At 70.1% G+C, this 16072-nt stretch carries 17 protein-coding genes; 12 read left to right on the forward strand and 5 right to left on the reverse strand.

The features are described 5' to 3' along the window. Window positions 1-3 precede the first annotated feature (3 nt). The gene (locus tag ABIC63_RS03545) at window positions 4-780 is read right to left on the reverse strand and encodes an SDR family NAD(P)-dependent oxidoreductase (protein ID WP_354318694.1); all 777 of its coding nucleotides are present in this window, start codon (window positions 778-780) and stop codon (window positions 4-6) included. 44 nt (window positions 781-824) lie between these two features. Next, window positions 825-2591, reverse strand: coding sequence for an FAD-dependent oxidoreductase (locus tag ABIC63_RS03550; RefSeq protein WP_354318695.1), 1767 nt, complete (start codon window positions 2589-2591; stop codon window positions 825-827). A gap of 139 nt (window positions 2592-2730) precedes the next feature. On the opposite strand from ABIC63_RS03550, the gene ABIC63_RS03555 reads away from it, so the two are divergent. Beyond that, window positions 2731-3552: an IclR family transcriptional regulator gene (locus ABIC63_RS03555; protein WP_234192340.1), complete on the forward strand. Its 822-nt coding sequence runs from the start codon at window positions 2731-2733 to the stop codon at window positions 3550-3552. A gap of 80 nt (window positions 3553-3632) precedes the next feature. Here the strand turns inward: ABIC63_RS03555 and ABIC63_RS03560 are convergent, their stop codons facing one another. The 3 genes from ABIC63_RS03560 to flgA form a co-directional block, all read right to left on the reverse strand. Continuing rightward, entirely contained in the window at window positions 3633-4034 is a 402-nt protein-coding gene (locus ABIC63_RS03560) for a hypothetical protein (protein WP_234192341.1), read from the reverse strand. Between the two features lie 5 nt (window positions 4035-4039). Further along, window positions 4040-4339: a flagellar biosynthesis anti-sigma factor FlgM gene (gene flgM / locus ABIC63_RS03565; protein WP_294369665.1), complete on the reverse strand. Its 300-nt coding sequence runs from the start codon at window positions 4337-4339 to the stop codon at window positions 4040-4042. Window positions 4340-4480: 141 nt separating this feature from the next. Further along, window positions 4481-5257, reverse strand: coding sequence for a flagellar basal body P-ring formation chaperone FlgA (gene flgA, locus ABIC63_RS03570; protein ID WP_234192343.1), 777 nt, complete (start codon window positions 5255-5257; stop codon window positions 4481-4483). Between the two features lie 291 nt (window positions 5258-5548). On the opposite strand from flgA, the gene flgB reads away from it, so the two are divergent. The 11 genes from flgB (at window position 5549) to flgL (ending at window position 15972) form a co-directional block, all read left to right on the forward strand. Continuing rightward, on the forward strand, window positions 5549-5986 hold the full coding sequence (flgB, locus tag ABIC63_RS03575; protein WP_294369669.1) for a flagellar basal body rod protein FlgB: 438 nt from the start codon (window positions 5549-5551) through the stop codon (window positions 5984-5986). Window positions 5987-6146: 160 nt separating this feature from the next. Then, entirely contained in the window at window positions 6147-6587 is a 441-nt protein-coding gene (flgC, locus tag ABIC63_RS03580) for a flagellar basal body rod protein FlgC (RefSeq protein ID WP_017757311.1), read from the forward strand. Between the two features lie 40 nt (window positions 6588-6627). Beyond that, entirely contained in the window at window positions 6628-7293 is a 666-nt protein-coding gene (locus tag ABIC63_RS03585) for a flagellar hook assembly protein FlgD (protein ID WP_294369674.1), read from the forward strand. A gap of 14 nt (window positions 7294-7307) precedes the next feature. Continuing rightward, complete coding sequence (flgE, locus tag ABIC63_RS03590) at window positions 7308-8507, forward strand: flagellar hook protein FlgE (protein ID WP_294369677.1); 1200 nt, start codon at window positions 7308-7310, stop codon at window positions 8505-8507. 22 nt (window positions 8508-8529) lie between these two features. Then, on the forward strand, window positions 8530-9264 hold the full coding sequence (locus ABIC63_RS03595) for a flagellar basal body rod protein FlgF (RefSeq protein ID WP_354318696.1): 735 nt from the start codon (window positions 8530-8532) through the stop codon (window positions 9262-9264). A 28-nt stretch (window positions 9265-9292) separates the two neighbouring features. After that, window positions 9293-10075: a flagellar basal-body rod protein FlgG gene (gene flgG, locus ABIC63_RS03600; protein WP_294369682.1), complete on the forward strand. Its 783-nt coding sequence runs from the start codon at window positions 9293-9295 to the stop codon at window positions 10073-10075. 131 nt (window positions 10076-10206) lie between these two features. Then, complete coding sequence (locus ABIC63_RS03605) at window positions 10207-10848, forward strand: flagellar basal body L-ring protein FlgH (protein WP_354318697.1); 642 nt, start codon at window positions 10207-10209, stop codon at window positions 10846-10848. 34 nt (window positions 10849-10882) lie between these two features. Beyond that, window positions 10883-12007: a flagellar basal body P-ring protein FlgI gene (locus ABIC63_RS03610; RefSeq protein WP_294369688.1), complete on the forward strand. Its 1125-nt coding sequence runs from the start codon at window positions 10883-10885 to the stop codon at window positions 12005-12007. 16 nt (window positions 12008-12023) lie between these two features. After that, complete coding sequence (locus ABIC63_RS03615) at window positions 12024-12878, forward strand: glucosaminidase domain-containing protein (RefSeq protein ID WP_354318699.1); 855 nt, start codon at window positions 12024-12026, stop codon at window positions 12876-12878. After that, complete coding sequence (gene flgK, locus ABIC63_RS03620; RefSeq protein ID WP_354318700.1) at window positions 12875-14758, forward strand: flagellar hook-associated protein FlgK; 1884 nt, start codon at window positions 12875-12877, stop codon at window positions 14756-14758. Before ABIC63_RS03615 ends, flgK begins: the two co-directional genes overlap by 4 nt. Window positions 14759-14775: 17 nt before the next feature. Continuing rightward, window positions 14776-15972 (forward strand): flagellar hook-associated protein FlgL, encoded by a 1197-nt coding sequence (gene flgL / locus ABIC63_RS03625; RefSeq protein ID WP_294369696.1) that lies wholly within the window; start codon window positions 14776-14778, stop codon window positions 15970-15972. The last annotated feature ends 100 nt before the right edge of the window (window positions 15973-16072 follow it).

Consider the following 16072-nt stretch of genomic DNA (forward strand, 5'->3'; position numbering starts at 1 on the left):
CGATCAGGCCGCGAGGAAGCCGCCGTCCACCGGCAGCGTGACGCCGGTGACGTAGCTGGCCATGGGCGAGGCCAGGAACACGACGGGCCCCACCAGTTCCTCGGGCTGCCCGACGCGGCCCATGGGCGTGCGCTGCATGAAGCGCTCGAGCCGCTCGGGCGCCTCGCGGGTGTAGGCCGTCATCGGCGTCTCGATGACACCGGGCGCGATGGCGTTCACGCGCACGCCGTCGCGCGCCAGTTCGACGGCCAGCGCCTGGGTCATGAGCCGTACCGCGCCCTTGGAGGGCGAATAGCCCACCACGCCCGGGATGCCGACGCTGGCGGCGATCGACGCCACGTTGATGACGACCCCGCGGGTGCGCCGCAGCGCCGGCAGCCAGGCCTGGGTGGGATGGAAGGTGCCCATGACGTTCACGTCCAGCGTGCGCGACAGGTTCGACGCGGCCTGCGCGCTGTCCATGCCCTCGCGCACCAGGATGCCGGCGTTGTTGACCAGGATGTCCAGGTCCGCCACCTGGGCCGACACCGTGGCGGCCAGCGCGGCGCAGGCCTCGGGCGAGGTGACGTCGAGCCCATAGGCGCAGGCCCGGCCGCCTGCGGCCTCGATCTCGGCCGCGACGGCCTGCGCATTGCCTTCGTGCAGGTCGGTGACGACCACGGTGGCGCCGGCCCGGGCCAGGCCGCAGGCGATGGCCCGGCCGTTGCCCTGCCCGGCCCCGGTGACGAGCGCGGTCCGGCCCGCCAGCACACGCGGTGCCGTGAGTTCTGAGATGTCCATGGAGTGAAGGAAGGAAGCGTCGAGGGAAAGTGCAGCCGCCGTGCTCAGGCCGGCAGCGTGTCGAACTGTGCGAAGGCGGGCGCCAGCGCGGGCGTGGCGGCGGGCGCACCCAGCTCGCCCTGCCGGGCCAGCACATTGCCCACCACGTAGCCGAAGGTCAGCGCCGGGCCCAGCGTGATGCCCGCACCGGGGTAGTTGCCGCCCATGACGCTGGCCGCGTCGTTGCCGACCGCGAACAGGCCCGGAATCGGCCGGCCCTGCTGGCTCAGCACGCGGCAGCTGGCATCGGTGGCCAGCCCCGCGAAGGTGCCGATCTCGCCGACCACCAGCCGGATCGCGTAGAAGGGCCCGTTCTGGATCGGCGCCATGCAGGGATTGGGCTTGACCAGCGAGTCGCCCTGGTAGCGGTTGTAGGCGGTGCTGCCCTTCTGGAAGCGGCTGTCGTTGCCGCTGGCGGCGTCACGGTTGAAGGCCTGTACCTCCTCCTGCAGGGCCGCGGGCGGCACCTCGATGACACGGGCCAGTTCCTCCAGCGTGCGACCACGGCGCAGGTAGCCGTTGCGCAGGTATTTGCCGATGGGCAGCGGGAACGGCGCCACCGCACCCATGCCGTATTCGCGCAAGTGTTTGTGGTCGCAGACGAGCCAGCAGCTCACCGCCGGCAGGCCCGCGCAGGCCTTGACCAGGCGCTGCACGAAGTCGTGGTACGACAGCGCCTCGTTGGCGAAGCGGCGACCGTCGGGCGTGACGGCGATGACGCCCGGCTTGGCCCGGTCGATGAAGTGGGGCATCACGCCCTGCGAGCCGTCCTTGCGCTGCAGGACCGAGGTGGGGCACCAGGCCGCCGCGTTCGGGATGGTCGGATCGACCCAGCCACCCACCGATTCGCCCAGGCGCAGGCCGTCGCCGGTGTTGAGCGGTGGCGAGGGCGTGAAATGCTCCCGCCCTGTGGGCGCATGCGGAAAGAGCTGCTTGCGGCGCTCCACGTCGTAGGGAAAGCCGCCGCAGGCCAGCACGACGCCACGGCGCACCCGCACCTCGGTAGGCACGCCGTCGCGCACGACGGTGGCGCCGACCACGGCGTCGCCCTCCACGAGCAGCTTGCTGACCGGCGCGTTCAGCCACACGGGAATGCCCAGGTCCATGCCGGCCTTGGCCAGCCGGCCGGCCAGCGCATTGCCGTTGGTCAGCGTCATGCCGCGGCCATGGCGCAGCACGTCCAGCAAGTGGCCGCCGAAGCGCCGTGCCACATACAGGAAGGATTCGAGCGACTTGAAGGCCCGCAGGAAGTGCCACAGCTCCTTGCCCGAGCCCAGCATCATCCCGAACACCGTGAGCTCGGGCACCGGGGGCGCCAGTTGCGCCACGCGCTCGCCCAGCTCGCGGGCGTCGAAGGGACGGGTGACCATGGAGCGCCCGCCCGGCTGGCCGCCGGGCGCCTCGGCGTGGTAGTCGGGGAACACCGGCGGCATGTCGAACTGCACGCAGGTGTTGCGGGTGAAGAAATCGATGGCCTTCGGGCCGTTCTCCAGGAAGGCGTCGACGCGGGCCGCGTCGAAATGGGTGGTCGCCTCGTGCTGCAGGTAGGTCCGTGCGGCGCCGGGCGGTTCGTGGATGCCCTGCTCCGTGGCCAGCCGGGTGCCGGGAATCCACAGCCAGCCTCCCGACCGTGCCGTGGTGCCGCCATACAGCGGGGCCTTGTCCACCACCAGCACCTTGAGCCCCTGGTGCGCCGCCGTCACTGCGGCGGACATGCCGGACGCGCCGGTGCCGACCACCAGCACGTCGTAGATCTCTTGTCCTTCAGTCATTCGCCATGTCTCCTCGGCCCACACGGTTCAGGAGGAACGCGTTGCCGTGTCGTTAGTATTGAGCTAACGCATCTTTCTCAATCTAATCGTTTACCCTGGGATAATGTGTTTGATAAGATCGAAGCGTTAGGAGACATCCATGGGCCTTTCGGACAACGACCCGGGCGAATCGAACGCGGAAAAGGAACGGCGGGGCATCCAGTCGGTGGAGGCCGGCGGCCAGCTGTTGCTGGCGCTGGGCGCACATGGCCGGCCCATGCCGCTGCGCGAACTGGCCAAGGCGGCCGACATGGCGCCGGGCAAGGCGCACCCCTACCTCGTGAGCTTCTCCAAGCTGGGGCTGGTGACGCAGGAGGCCTCCACCGGCCATTACTGGCTGGGGCCCACGGCCATGCAGCTGGGCCTGGTGACGCTGCGCATGCTCAATCCGGTGCGCGAGGCGGTGCCCTTCGCCGAAGACCTGGCCCGCGAGACGGGGCACAGCGTGGCGCTGTCGGTATGGGGCAACCAGGGGCCGACCATCGTGTTCCTGTTTGACGCCATCTACCCGCTGCACACCAACATCCGCACCGGCACGGTGATGTCGCTGGCCTCCACGGCCACCGGCCGGCTGTTCGCGGCCTACCTGCCGGCGCGGCTGATCGAGGAATCGCTGCTGGAGGATGCGCGCCGCCTGGGCCCGGACATCGCCCAGCCCGCCGAACCCGACAACCTGCAGGCCCTGCTGCAGGAGGTGCGCGAGCACGGCGTCTCCCGCGCCGTCAACAACCCCACGCCGGGGGTGTGCTCTTTCGCGGCGCCGGTGTTCGACTATTCGGGCAACATCGTCCTGGGCATCACGCTGATGGGGCGCTCGCGCTCCTTCGACACCGACTGGAACGGCACCCAGGCCAAGGCTGCCAAGGCCTGCGGGGCCGCGGTGTCACGGCGGCTGGGCCACCAGTCGCTGCGGCCGACCTGAACCGGACGCACATGAAAAAGCCCCGCGCCATCCGGCCGGGGCTTTTTCATGGGGCGCGCCGGACGGGCGCGCGGACCGGCTCAGTGCATGCCGGCCGAGGCACCGCGCGCCGCGGCGCCGAACATGGCGCGCTGGCCCAGGCCGGCGCCGTAGGTGGGCATGTCCTGTGTGCCCAGCAGGGCCGACAGGCTGCGCTCCACGGCGGCGGCGCGGCGGGCGATGCCGGCACGCATCACGCGCAGCCGCTGGGCGACGCCTTCGATGCGGTCGCGGAAGTCGGCGTCGAACACCTCGGCCGACAGCGCCGACTCCAGCACGTTGCTGAAACCGCTGGCAACCTGGCGCATGCCGTTGCAGGCGGCCTCCAGCGCCGGGGCGTCGCCTTCGAGCAGGCGGGCATCCACGGCGTCGAGCTGGCGCTCGACTTCCTGCAACAGCTCTTCGGTGGACTCGCGGGTGTCGATCATCAGGGGGGCATGCATGGCGTTCAACCTCTTGTGCGGCTCAGCATTTCCTGAGCGTTGGCGAGCATCTTGTCGGCCACGGCGCCGGCATCGACGGTGAAAGTGCCGTTGGCGATGGCTTCGCGCATCGAGGCGACCTTGGCCTCGTCGATGCCCGAGCCCGAACCGGTGCGGCCGAGCGACTGCACCGTGGACGACACGTCGACCGACACCCCGGCCTCGGCCCGGGCGCCACCCGACTCCGCCGCGGTGGTGGCGGCGCGGTCCGACCGCACCGCACCGGTGGCGATCAGGCCGACTTCATTGCTTGCACCGACTTTCATGACTGGACTCCATGCGCCCTTGGAAGGGCGGCGTCACTGTTTTTCGGCGGCCTCCCGGGGAACTTGAGGACTTTTTTTCGACTTTCTTCGATCGCCCGCGTCCGCAGATGCCCACCACGCGCGCGTTCGTGAAGCGCATTCCTAGAGCGCCATGCGCACCGTCCCGGCGTCGACCACCTGTCCGGTGGCGATGCGTCCGTTGGGCATGCGCACGCGCACCGCCTCGCCCACCCCGCCCGCACTGAGGGCCTGGCCCTCGGTGCTGACCTCGAAGCCGCGCCCACCCGCCAGGATGCGGACCGAGGCGCCCGCCTGCAGCACCTGCTGCGTGCGCACCATGGCCTGGCGGATCGGCTGGCCGGCCGCCAGCGCCCGGGTGGCGACGCGCCCCACCCACTGGGCCGGATCGGCCACCACCGGCGACGCATCCGCGGCCCAGTCGGCCTCGGCCTGCACGGCGTCGCCCGCCTGCAGCACCGCCCCCGGCGCCACGCCGTCGCGCAGCACCCAGGCCGGGCCGATGGCCTTGACCGTCACGGGCAGGAAGACGTTCCAGCGCACGGCGCCGTCCACGCAGCGCAGGCCGAGCCGGCTGCGGCCCCACAGGCGCTGGCCGGGTGGCAGGTAGGGCTCGACGCTGGCGCAGGGCGCCAGGCGCAGCCGGCTGTCCAGCGTGCCAACGCTCACCTCCATGCGCAGGGGCGCCATGTCGGTGCCGGCGGCGCCGCGGCCCTGGGCCACGGCATCGTCCACCCAGTGCTGGGCGGCGGCCACGAAATCGGCGCCCATCTCGCCGCCGATGCCCGGCAGCGTACCGGCGCCGCCGGGGGTCTGGGCGAGCGCCGGAGCCAGGGCGGCCAGGGCGAGACCCAGGGCGGCGGCCAGGTTCTTCAGGAAGCAGCGGTGCGAGCGGGACATGGCAGGACGGCGGCAAGGGTCGGCCGGGGCCGGGGGCAAGAAAGGCGCCGACCGGGTGCACGGGCACCGGCGGCATGGCGCCATGGCTCGGCGCGCAGGCCGGCCATTGGCGGGATGCGATGCACTGTAGACAGGGGCCCGCCGTGCCAAAGCCGGAAACAGCCCGGAAAAGCCGCCTTTGTTCCCGCCATTCGCCCCGGGGCCTCCCGCCCACAATTTCCGCACGGTGGCGTCCGTCCCTTCACGGGGTGGCACACCGCCCTCCTCCCTTCGCCACACCAAGGATCACGCATGCTGGACAAGCTGACGCAGTCGATGGACTTCCAGGGCCAGGCACTGATGCTGCGCGCCGAGCGCCAGCGCGTGATCGCCGGGAACATCGCCAATGCCGACACGCCCGGCTACGCCGCGCGCGAGCTGGACTTTGCCGCCGCGCTGTCCGAGGCCACCGCCGGCGACCGCAGCGGCGCCGCGGGCAGCCCGGCGCAGGCGACCGCGGCCGACGATGGCCGCAGCGACGGCCGGCACTTCCGGCTGGCGCCGCGCACCAGCGATGCCGGCGGCAGCCTGGCCTACACCGCCCAGGTGCAGCCCGCCATGGACGGCAACAGCGTGGACCTGGACCGCGAGCGCGCCGCCTTCGCCGACAACGCCGTGCGCTACGAGGCCACGCTGCGCTTCCTCAATGGCCAGGGCAAGACGCTTCTGTCCGCCATCCAGGGGCAATGACATGGAACACCCCCAATCTGCGCGCTTCGCGCTCCGCCGACCCCCTCGAAGGGGCGCGCCCGGCGGCCCGGCAAAGCCGGTTCCGCGGACGCTCTGGCATGGCCTGCTCCGCGGCCGCTCGATCCACCCGACAGACCACGAAAGATAGGGCGCGGCCGCCATGTCCATGTTCTCCATCTTCGGCATCTCCGGCAGCGCGGTGAGCGCGCAGTCGCAGCGCCTGAACGTCGTGGCCAGCAACCTGGCCAATGCGGACGCCACGGCCGGGCCGGACGGCAAGGCCTACAAGGCGAGGCAGGTGGTCTTCCAGACCGTGGACCTGGGCGATGCCGGCGCCGAGGGCGACCCCACGACCGCGGGCAAGAGCTATTCGGCCGGCGTGCGCGTCGACGCCGTCACCGAACGGCAGGACCCGGGCCGGCGCGTGCACGAGCCCGGCAATCCGCTGGCCGACGCCGACGGCTATGTCACCTATTCCAACGTCAACGCGGTGGAGGAGATGGTCAACATGATCTCGGCCTCGCGTTCCTACCAGAACAACGTCGAAGTGATGAACACGGCCAAGAGCCTGCTGCTCAAGACGCTGCAGCTGGGCCAGTGACCCGCATCCCCGACATCGCCACCGCCGCAGGAACCTCCGCATGAGCACCGTCACCGGCACCACCGCCAGCAACAGCACCACCGGCAGCACGGGCGGCGCCTCGTCGCTCGCCTCCACCTCGGCCGCGGACCTGCAGGACCGCTTCCTGAAGCTGCTGGTCGCCCAGCTGAGCAACCAGGACCCGATGAACCCGATGGACAACGCACAGCTGACCTCGCAGATCGCGCAGATCAACACCGTCACCGGCATCGAGAAGCTCAACAGCACCGTCAGCGGCCTGGCCACCCAGGCCTCGACCACGCAGACCCTGCAGGCCGCCGCCGTGGTGGGCAAGAACGTGCTCACCGAAGGCAAGACGCTGGCCTACAGCAGCGACGGCAAGACGGCCATGGGGGCCGTCGTGCTGGACGCGGCCGCCACCGAGGTCACGGTCAAGGTCACCAACGCCGCCGGCCAGGTGATCGATACCAAGTCGCTGGGCGCGCTGCCGGCCGGCGAGCACGACATCACGCTCGACGCCTCGGGCTATCCCAGCGACCAGGAGCTGAGCTTCAGCGTCACCGCCACCAACAAGGGCGATGCCGTGGGCAGCACCACGCTGATGTACGACAGCGTGACCTCGGTGAGCACCACCAGCGACGGGCTGACGCTCAACCTCAGCCGCAACGGCAGCAAGCCGTATTCCGCCATCTACTCGATTCTCTGACCCAGGAGCCTTCCATGAGCTTTCAGCAGGCCATCGCCGGACTCAACGCCGCCAGCCGCAGCCTCGACGTGATCGGGCACAACATCGCCAATGCCGGCACCACCGGCATGAAGTCCTCCCGGGTCGAGTTCGCCGAGGTGTATGCGGCCGCCGCGGCCGGCACCAACAGCGTGACCGGCGGCATGGGCGTGATGGTGGGCAACGTGTCCCAGCAGTTCACGCAGGGCAACATCAACGCCACCAACAACGCGCTCGACCTGGCCATCAACGGCAACGGCTTCTTCGAGGTGACGATGCCCGACGGCAGCGCCGCCTACACCCGCGCGGGCAACTTCAAGAAGGACGCCTCCGGCACCATCGTGACGGCCACCGGCGCCAAGCTGATGGGCTATCCGACGGATGCCAAGGGCAACCGCACCAGCTCCACCCTCCAGACGCTGGTGGTGCCCACCGGCACCGTGCCGGCCAAGCGCACCTCGGCCGTCAGCGCCGACATCACGCTGGACGCATCGGCCGCCGTGTCCACCAGCACCGCCGACCTGTCCAAGTACAGCACCTCGATGACCGCGTACGACGCCCAGGGCCTCAAGGTGGAGGTGGGCATGTATTTCCAGAAGACGGCGAACAACACCTGGAACGTCTACACCAGCGTCAACGGCAGCACGCCGTCGGCCTCCACCCCCTTCCAGATCGGCTTCGACGCCTCGGGCAACCTGACCAGCGGCGGCACGCAGACGCTCACGCTGTCGTCGCCCAACGATCCCACGCAGACCTTCACCGCCTCGCTGGACCTGAGCAAGCTCAAGCAGGTCAGCTCCAGCTTCACGGTCAACGACCTGACGCAGGACGGCTACACCGCCGGCCAGCTCACCAGCCTGACCATCGACGACACCGGCACGCTGATGGCGACCTATTCCAACAACCAGACGCAGGCGGCCGGCCAGGTCGCACTGGCGGACTTCCGCAATCCGCAGGGCCTGGGCATCACCGATTCCGGCTATTGGTTCGAGACCACCGCCTCGGGTCAGCCGCTGCTGGGCGCGCCGGGCGAAGGCGTGTTCGGCTCGATCCAGAGCAAGGCGCTGGAAGACTCCAACGTCGACCTGACCGCCGCGCTGGTCGACATGATGACCACGCAGCGCGCCTACCAGGCCAATGCCCAGACGATCAAGACGCAGGACCAGGTCCTGCAGACGCTGGTCAACCTCCGCTGATCGACGGACGGGCTGAGCACGCATGGACCGCCTGATCTACACCGCGATGACCGGCGCCAGCGCCGCGGCGCAGCGCCAGTCCGTGCTCGCGAACAACCTGGCCAATGCCTCGACGCCGGGCTTTCGCGCCGAACTGGCCAACTTCCGCGCGGTGCCGCTGCGCGGCGACGGCGCCACCACGCGCGTGTTCGCCATGGAGACCACCACCGGCTACGACAGCCGCCCCGGCGCGCTGCAGCGCACCGGCCGCGACCTGGATATGACGGCCCAGGGCAACGCCTGGTTCGCCGTTCAGGGCCTGGACGGCACCGAGGCCTACACCCGCAGCGGTGCCTTCCAGATCTCGCCCGAGGGCGCGCTGACCACGAGCGGCGGGCTGCTGGTGCTCTCCGACGGTGGCTCGCCCATCGACGTGCCGGCCGGCGCCAGCCTCACCGTGGGCACCGACGGCACGATCAGCGCGCAGCAGACCGGCCAGCCGGCCGCGGTGCTGGGCCGCATCAAACTCGCCACGTCCGAGACGCCGCTCACCCGCGGCACCGACGGCCTGTTCCGCCCCGGCGAGGGCGATGTGCTGCCCGCCGATGCCAATGCGCGCCTGGAGACCGGCGCGCTCGAAGGCTCGAACGTGAACCCGGTCGAGACCATGGTCGGCATGATCGCCGCCGCCCGCCAGTTCGAGCAGCAGATGCGCCTGCTGCAGACCACCGAAACCGCCGACAAGTCCGCCGCCCAGCTGCTGAGCGTGCAGGGCTGATTCCACTTTACACCGCAGGCACACCGCCATGATCAATTCGCTCTGGATCTCGAAGACCGGCATGGAGGCCCAGCAGACCCAGCTGGACGTCATCTCCCACAACCTGGCCAACGTCTCGACCACCGGCTACAAGCGCGCCAACGCGGTGTTCCAGGACCTGATGTACCAGAACCTGCGGCAGGTGGGCGCCAATGCCAACGAGCAGACGCAGCTGCCCACCGGCCTGCAGCTGGGCCTGGGCGTGCGCACCATCGCCACCAGCCGCTCCTTCACCCAGGGCAGCCTGCAGTCCACCACCAACCAGCTGGACATGGCGATCAAGGGCAACGGCTTCTTCCAGGTGACCATGCCCGACGGCAGCACCGGCTACACGCGCGACGGCTCCTTCCAGGTGGATGCGCAGGGTCGCATCGTCACCTCCTCGGGCCTGCCGATCGCCAACGGCATCACCGTGCCGACCACCGCCACCAGCGTGAGCGTGGCCACGGACGGCACCGTCACGGCAACGCTGCCCAACAACGCGACGCCGCAGAACATCGGCACCATCGCGCTGGTCAACTTCATCAACCCGGCCGGCCTGGAGCCGCGTGGCGACAACCTCTTCGCCGAGACGGCGGCCTCGGGCCAGCCCAATGGCGGCACCGCGGGCACCAATGGCCTGGGCACGGTGGTGCAGGGCATGCTGGAGACCTCGAACGTCAACGTGGTCACCGAGCTGGTGTCGATGATCCAGACGCAGCGCGCCTACGAGATGAATTCGAAGGCGATCCAGACCAGCGACCAGATGCTGCAGAAATTGGGGCAACTATGACCCCCACCGTTTCTTGCTCATTTCATGTAGCCGAATCCCCCCTCAAGGGGGCGCACCCGGCGGCCCAGCAAAGCCGGCTCCGCGGGTGCCTGCGCATTGCGCGCTTTGCAGCGCTGGCGTTCTCACCCATCGTGTTCGTTGGCTGCTCCACCCTGGCCAACACGCCGCAGGTGGACATTCCCGACACGCGCCCGCAGATCACCTATCCCACGCAGTTGCAGACACCCCGCGCGGCCACGGGCAGCCTGTACCACAACGCGAGCTACCGGCCGCTGTTCGAGGACCGGCGCGCACGCATGGCCGGCGACACGGTCACCATCAACATCGTGGAGACGCTGACCGCCAGCCAGAAGTCCACGTCGACGGTGAACAAGAAGGACAGCCTGAGCGCGGGCGTCACCGCCCTGCCCTTCATCAGCGCCAACTCCTTCACCCGCGCCAGCGCGGCCGGCAACTCCGCCACCGACTTCGCCGGCAAGGGCGGCACCGAGGCCGCCAACACCTTCTACGGAACCATCACCTCGACGGTGGTGGACGTGCTGCCCAACGGCCACCTGGTGGTGGTGGGCGAAAAGCAGATCGGCGTGAACCAGAACGTGGACGTGCTGCGCTTCTCGGGCACGGTGGACCCGCGCGCCATCGGCCCGGGCAGCGTCGTCAACTCGACGCAGGTGGCCAATGTGCGCATCGAGTCGCGCGGCCGCGGCGCCCAGGGCGAGGCCCAGGTCATGCCCTGGCTCAGCCGCTTCTTCATGAACGTGATGCCCTTCTAGCGGCAGCCGCGACGCACGACAGGATCGAGGGGAAATGAACAACACGACAAAGACCATCCACCGCCTGCTGGCGGGTGCCGCACTGGGCCTGGCCCTGCTGGCGCCGGCGCAGGCGGTGCGCATCAAGGAAGTGGCCGCCGTGCAGGGCGTGCGCAGCAACCAGTTGACCGGCTACGGCCTGGTGGTGGGCCTGGATGGCACCGGCGACCAGACCACGCAGATGCCCTTCACCACGCAGAGCGTGGCCAACTACCTGCAGCAGTTGGGCATCACGCTGCCCGACAACCGGGCCAGCCAGCTGCAGCTCAAGAACGTGGCGGCCGTGATCGTCACGGCCCAGCTGCCGGCCTTCGCGCAGCCGGGCCAGGCGGTGGACGTGACGGTCGCCTCCATGGGCAATGCCCGCTCGCTCAAGGGCGGCATGCTGGTGGCCACGCCGCTGCGCGGTGCCGACGGCGAGATCTACGCCATCGCCCAGGGCAACGTGGTGGTGGGTGGCGCCGGTGCCGCGGCCGCCGGCAGCAAGGTGCAGATCAACCACCTGAGCGCCGGCCGCGTGCCCGAGGGCGCGCAGGTGGAACGGGCCGTGCCCACGCCCCTGCTCGATGGCGACACCATCAACCTGGGCCTGAACGCGGCCGACTTCCAGACCGCCAGCCGCGTGGCCGAGGCCATCAACCGCCGCATGGGCAGCGGCATGGCCCGCGCCATGGACGGCCGCACGGTGCAGGTGCGTGCGCCCGGCGACTCGGATGCACGCGTGAGCTTCATCGCCCAGCTCGAAGAGTTGACGCTGGAGCAGGCCGCGCCCGCGGCCAAGGTGGTGATCAACGCGCGCACGGGCTCCATCGTGCTGAACCAGGCGGTGACGCTCAACCCCTGCGCCATCGCCCATGGCAACCTGTCGGTGACCATCAGCTCGCAGCCGGTGGTGAGCCAGCCGGCGCCGCTGTCGGGCGGCCAGACGGTGGTGGCCCAGCAGGCCGCCATCCAGATCAAGCAGGAGCCGGGCATCCTCTACCAGGTGCCGGCCTCGCCGCAACTCGCCGACGTGGTGCGCGCGCTCAATGCACTGGGCGCCACGCCGCAGGACCTGCTGGCCATCCTGCAGGCCATCAAGGCCTCGGGCGCGCTCAATGCCGAGCTGGAAGTGATCTGACGCGGCCCGCATCGCCATGAGCATCGGCACCTCCACCTCCAACAGCCTGGCCGCCGACGCGCGCTCGCTGGACGCGTTGAAGTACGCCACGGGCAACGACCCGAAGGCGGTGCGCGAAGCCGCCAAGCAGTTCGAGTCCCTCTTCATGCGCGAGCTGATCAAGAGCATGCGCGAGGCGACCACCAAGTCGGGCCTGCTCGACAGCGACGGCGAGAAGCTGGGCACCGACCTGCTGGACCAGCAACTGTCGGTGCAGCTCTCGGGCCTGCCCGGCGGGCTGTCGGACGCCATCACGCGGCAGCTGACGCAGCAGATCCAGGGCAGGCAGACGCCCTCCACGCTTTCGTTGGCCGCGATGGGCGGCATCGGCAAGGCACCCGTCGGCACGACCGCCACCCAGGGCAACTTCGTCGCCCGCCACCAGGACGCGGCCGAACGCGTGGCGCAGGAGACGGGCATCCCCGCGGCCTTCATGATCGGCCAGGCCGGCCACGAGACCGGCTGGGGTCGCAGCGAGATCCGCAACGCCGACGGCAGCAGCGCCAACAACCTGTTCGGCATCAAGGCCACGGCCGGCTGGACGGGCAAGGTCGCCACCGTGACCACCACCGAGTACATCCACGGCGAGCCGCGCAAGGTGAAGGCGAAGTTCCGCGCCTACGACTCGCCCGAGGAATCCTTCCGCGACTATGCGCGCCTGATCGGCGAGAACCCGCGCTACGCGCAGGCCCGCGCCAACACCCATTCCGCCCAGGCCTATGCGGCGCAGCTGCAGAAGGCCGGCTATGCCACCGACCCGGCCTATGCCCGCAAGCTGGGCCGCGCCATCCAGGCGACGCAGGCCCTTCAGCAGCGGCTGCAGACCACATGAGCTCCCTCCTCAACATCGGCCTGTCCGCGCTGCAGGCCAACCAGGCGGCGCTGACCACCACCGGCAACAACGTGGCCAACGCGGGCAGCGTGGGCTACTCGCGCCAGTCGGTGGTGCAGCAGCAGGCCATCACCACACCCACCGGCAGCGGCTACCTGGGCAACGGCGTGCGCGTCGTCACGGTGGAGCGCGCGTACAGCAGCTACCTCACGCAGCAGGCCAACCAGACGGCGGCGGTCTCGGCGGCGGACTCGGCCCGCTCGGACCAACTGGCCTCGCTCGAGTCGGTGTTCCAGACCGGCAGCGCGGGCCTGGGTGCGGCGATGAACTCGCTGCTCAATGCCTTCACTAACGTGGCGAGCGCCCCGACCGACCTGTCGGCGCGCACGGTGGTGCTGACCCAGGCGGGCGCCCTGGCCTCGCGCTTCTCCAGCGCGCAGAGCCAGCTCGACGAGATGGGCAAGTCCACGCTGGAGCAGCTGGGCACGGCGGCCGACACGGTCAACCGCCTGGCCGCGTCCATCGCCAAGATCAACGGCCAGATCCAGCGCGCCCGCGGCACCGGGCAGGAGCCCAACGACCTGCTCGACCAGCGCGACGCGCTCGTCACACAGCTCAACGCCCAGGTGCAGACCAGCACCGTGCAGGCCGACGACGGCACGCTGTCGGTCTTCGTCGGCAACCAGGCGCTGGTGCTGGGCAGCAGCACCGGGCAGGTGTCGGTGGGCACGGCGGCCGACGGCAGCACCACGCTCGACATCGCGCGTGGCAGCGTGGTGGCCCACCTGGACGCGGACACCCTCGGCGGTGGCGCCGCAGCGGGCCAGTTGCGCTTCCTGAACGAGGACCTGCCCGACACGCGCAACCTGCTGGGCCGGCTGGCCCTCACGATGACCAGCACGGTCAATGCCCAGCATTCGCTGGGCGTCGGCCTGAACGGCGAGACCGGCAACAAGCTCTTCGGCGACATCGGCGTGCCCGCTTCGACGCCGGCCGCCACCAACACCGGCAACGCGGTGTTCGCGGCGACTGTGAGCGACGTGTCGGCGCTCGTGCCCTCGTCCTATGCGCTGAGCGTGCAGCCCGACGGCAGCTACCAGGTGCGTCGCCTGTCGGACAACACGGTGAGCAGCTTCGCCAGCCTGCCCGCGCAGATCGACGGGCTGTCGCTCGATCTGCAGTCGGGCGCCGGCGCACCGGGGGACGTCTACCGCATCGAGCCCTTCGCGCAGGCCGCGGGCAAGGTGGCGGTGGCGCTGGGCTCGGCCAGCGCGGTGGCGGCCGGCAGCCCGGTGCAGGCCAGCACCGGCACCGCAAACGCGGGCAGCCTGGCCGTGTCGGGCGTGTATGCCAGCGCGCAGAACGCCAACCTCACCGCCACGGCCACCCTGACCTTCAATGCCGACGGCACCTACAACATCAGCGGCACCGGCACGGGCAACCTGAGCAACCAGCCCTACACCGCGGGCGAGGCGATCTCGGTCAACGGCTGGTCGCTGACGCTCACCGGCGTGCCCAGGGCGGGCGACACAGTGACCGTGCAGGCGGCCACCGCGTCGATGACGGCGCAGAACAGCGGCAATGCCAAGGCCCTGCAGGGGCTGGCCGACGAGAAGGTGATCGACGGCTCGCCGCTGTCGGACGGCTATGCCGGCCTGATCGCGCGCGTGGGCGTGCGGGCCCAGGGCGCCAAGTACGCGGCGCAGGTGTCCTCGGCCATCGCCACGAGCACCGAGACGGCACGGGCCAACAGCACCGGCGTGAACCTGGACGAGGAAGCCACCAAGCTGCTGGCCTACCAGCAGGCCTACCAGGCCTCGGCACGGGTGATCCAGATCGCGCAGAACATCTTCGACTCGCTGCTGTCCAGCGTGCGCTGAGGGCAAGGGGCCACCGCATGACCATCCAACGCATTTCCACCCCCAACCTGCGCGAGACGGCCATCCAGCGCCTGGCCGAACGCCAGGCCCAACTGGCCGACCTGCAGGAGCAGGTCAACACCGGCAAGAAGATCAACCGCCTCAGCGACGACCCGCTGGCCGCGGCGCAGGCCGAGCGCGCCACCACCCGCGTGGCACGCGTCGAGACGCAGCAGCGCGCGCTGCAGGCCCAGACGGCCTCGATGACCAGCGTGGAGTCGACGCTCGGCGATTCGGTGACCGCCCTGCAGTCCTTCCGCTCGCTGCTGGTGCAGGCTGGCGGCGGCGCGCTCTCGGAGACCGACCGCCAGTCCATCGCCCAGCAGATGACGGCGCTGCGCGACCAGTTGCTGTCGTATGCCAACACCACCAATGCCGACGGCCTGCCGCTCTTCGGCGGCCTGGGCAGCACCGCCCGGCCCTTCACCGATGCCGGCGGCACGGTGAGCTACCAGGGCGTGTCGGGCCAGGCCGCCGCCTCGGACAGCAGCGTGCCCGGCGTGCTCGATGGCTTCGCGACCTGGATGGATGTGCCCACCGGCAACGGCGTGTTCGAGGTGAACCAGGCCACCGGCACGACCCAGGTGCACACCGACACCGGCCAGGTGCTGGACCCGGGCGCGCTCACCGGCCACGGGTACCAGGTGAAGTTCTCCGTCGCCACCGACGGCACGACCACCTACGACGTGCTCGACACCAACACCCAGCAGGCGGTGGTCTCCGGCGCCGCGTACAAAAGCGGCCAGGCGATCAGCTTCGGCGGCATGTCCTTCACGGCCAGCGGCACGCCGGCCAGTGGCGACACGCTGGAGGTCAAACCCTCAGGCAGCCAGAGCCTCTTCGCGGTCATGGACCAGGCCATCGCGGGTGTGCGCAGCGCGGCCAATGGCCAGGTCACGCAGGCCGTCTCGCGCGGGCTGGCGCAGGTGGATTCAGGCCTGGCCAAGCTGTCCGCCGCGCGCAGCCAGGCCGGCGAGTTGCTCAACCGGGCCGATACCATCGGCGACCGGCTGACCACCCGCAGCGACCAGCTCGAGAAGGTGCGTGCCGACGCCGAGGATGCCGACCCTGTCAAGGTTCTCTCGGATATCAGCAGCCAGCAGACGATGTACTCTGCCGCCCTGGGCACCTATGCCCAGATCCAGAAGCTCTCTCTCTTCAACTACCTGAGCTGAGGCCTGTCGCCAGGCTTCCTCCCTCTTCCGCATCGTGGCCCAATCCGTTCTCGGCAGTCTCACCCTTTGCTACCAGCTTCTTTGGAATCGCAGGCGCGAC

This window comes from Pseudacidovorax sp. 1753 (genome assembly GCF_040544975.1).
GTDB lineage: Bacteria > Pseudomonadota > Gammaproteobacteria > Burkholderiales > Burkholderiaceae_C > Xenophilus.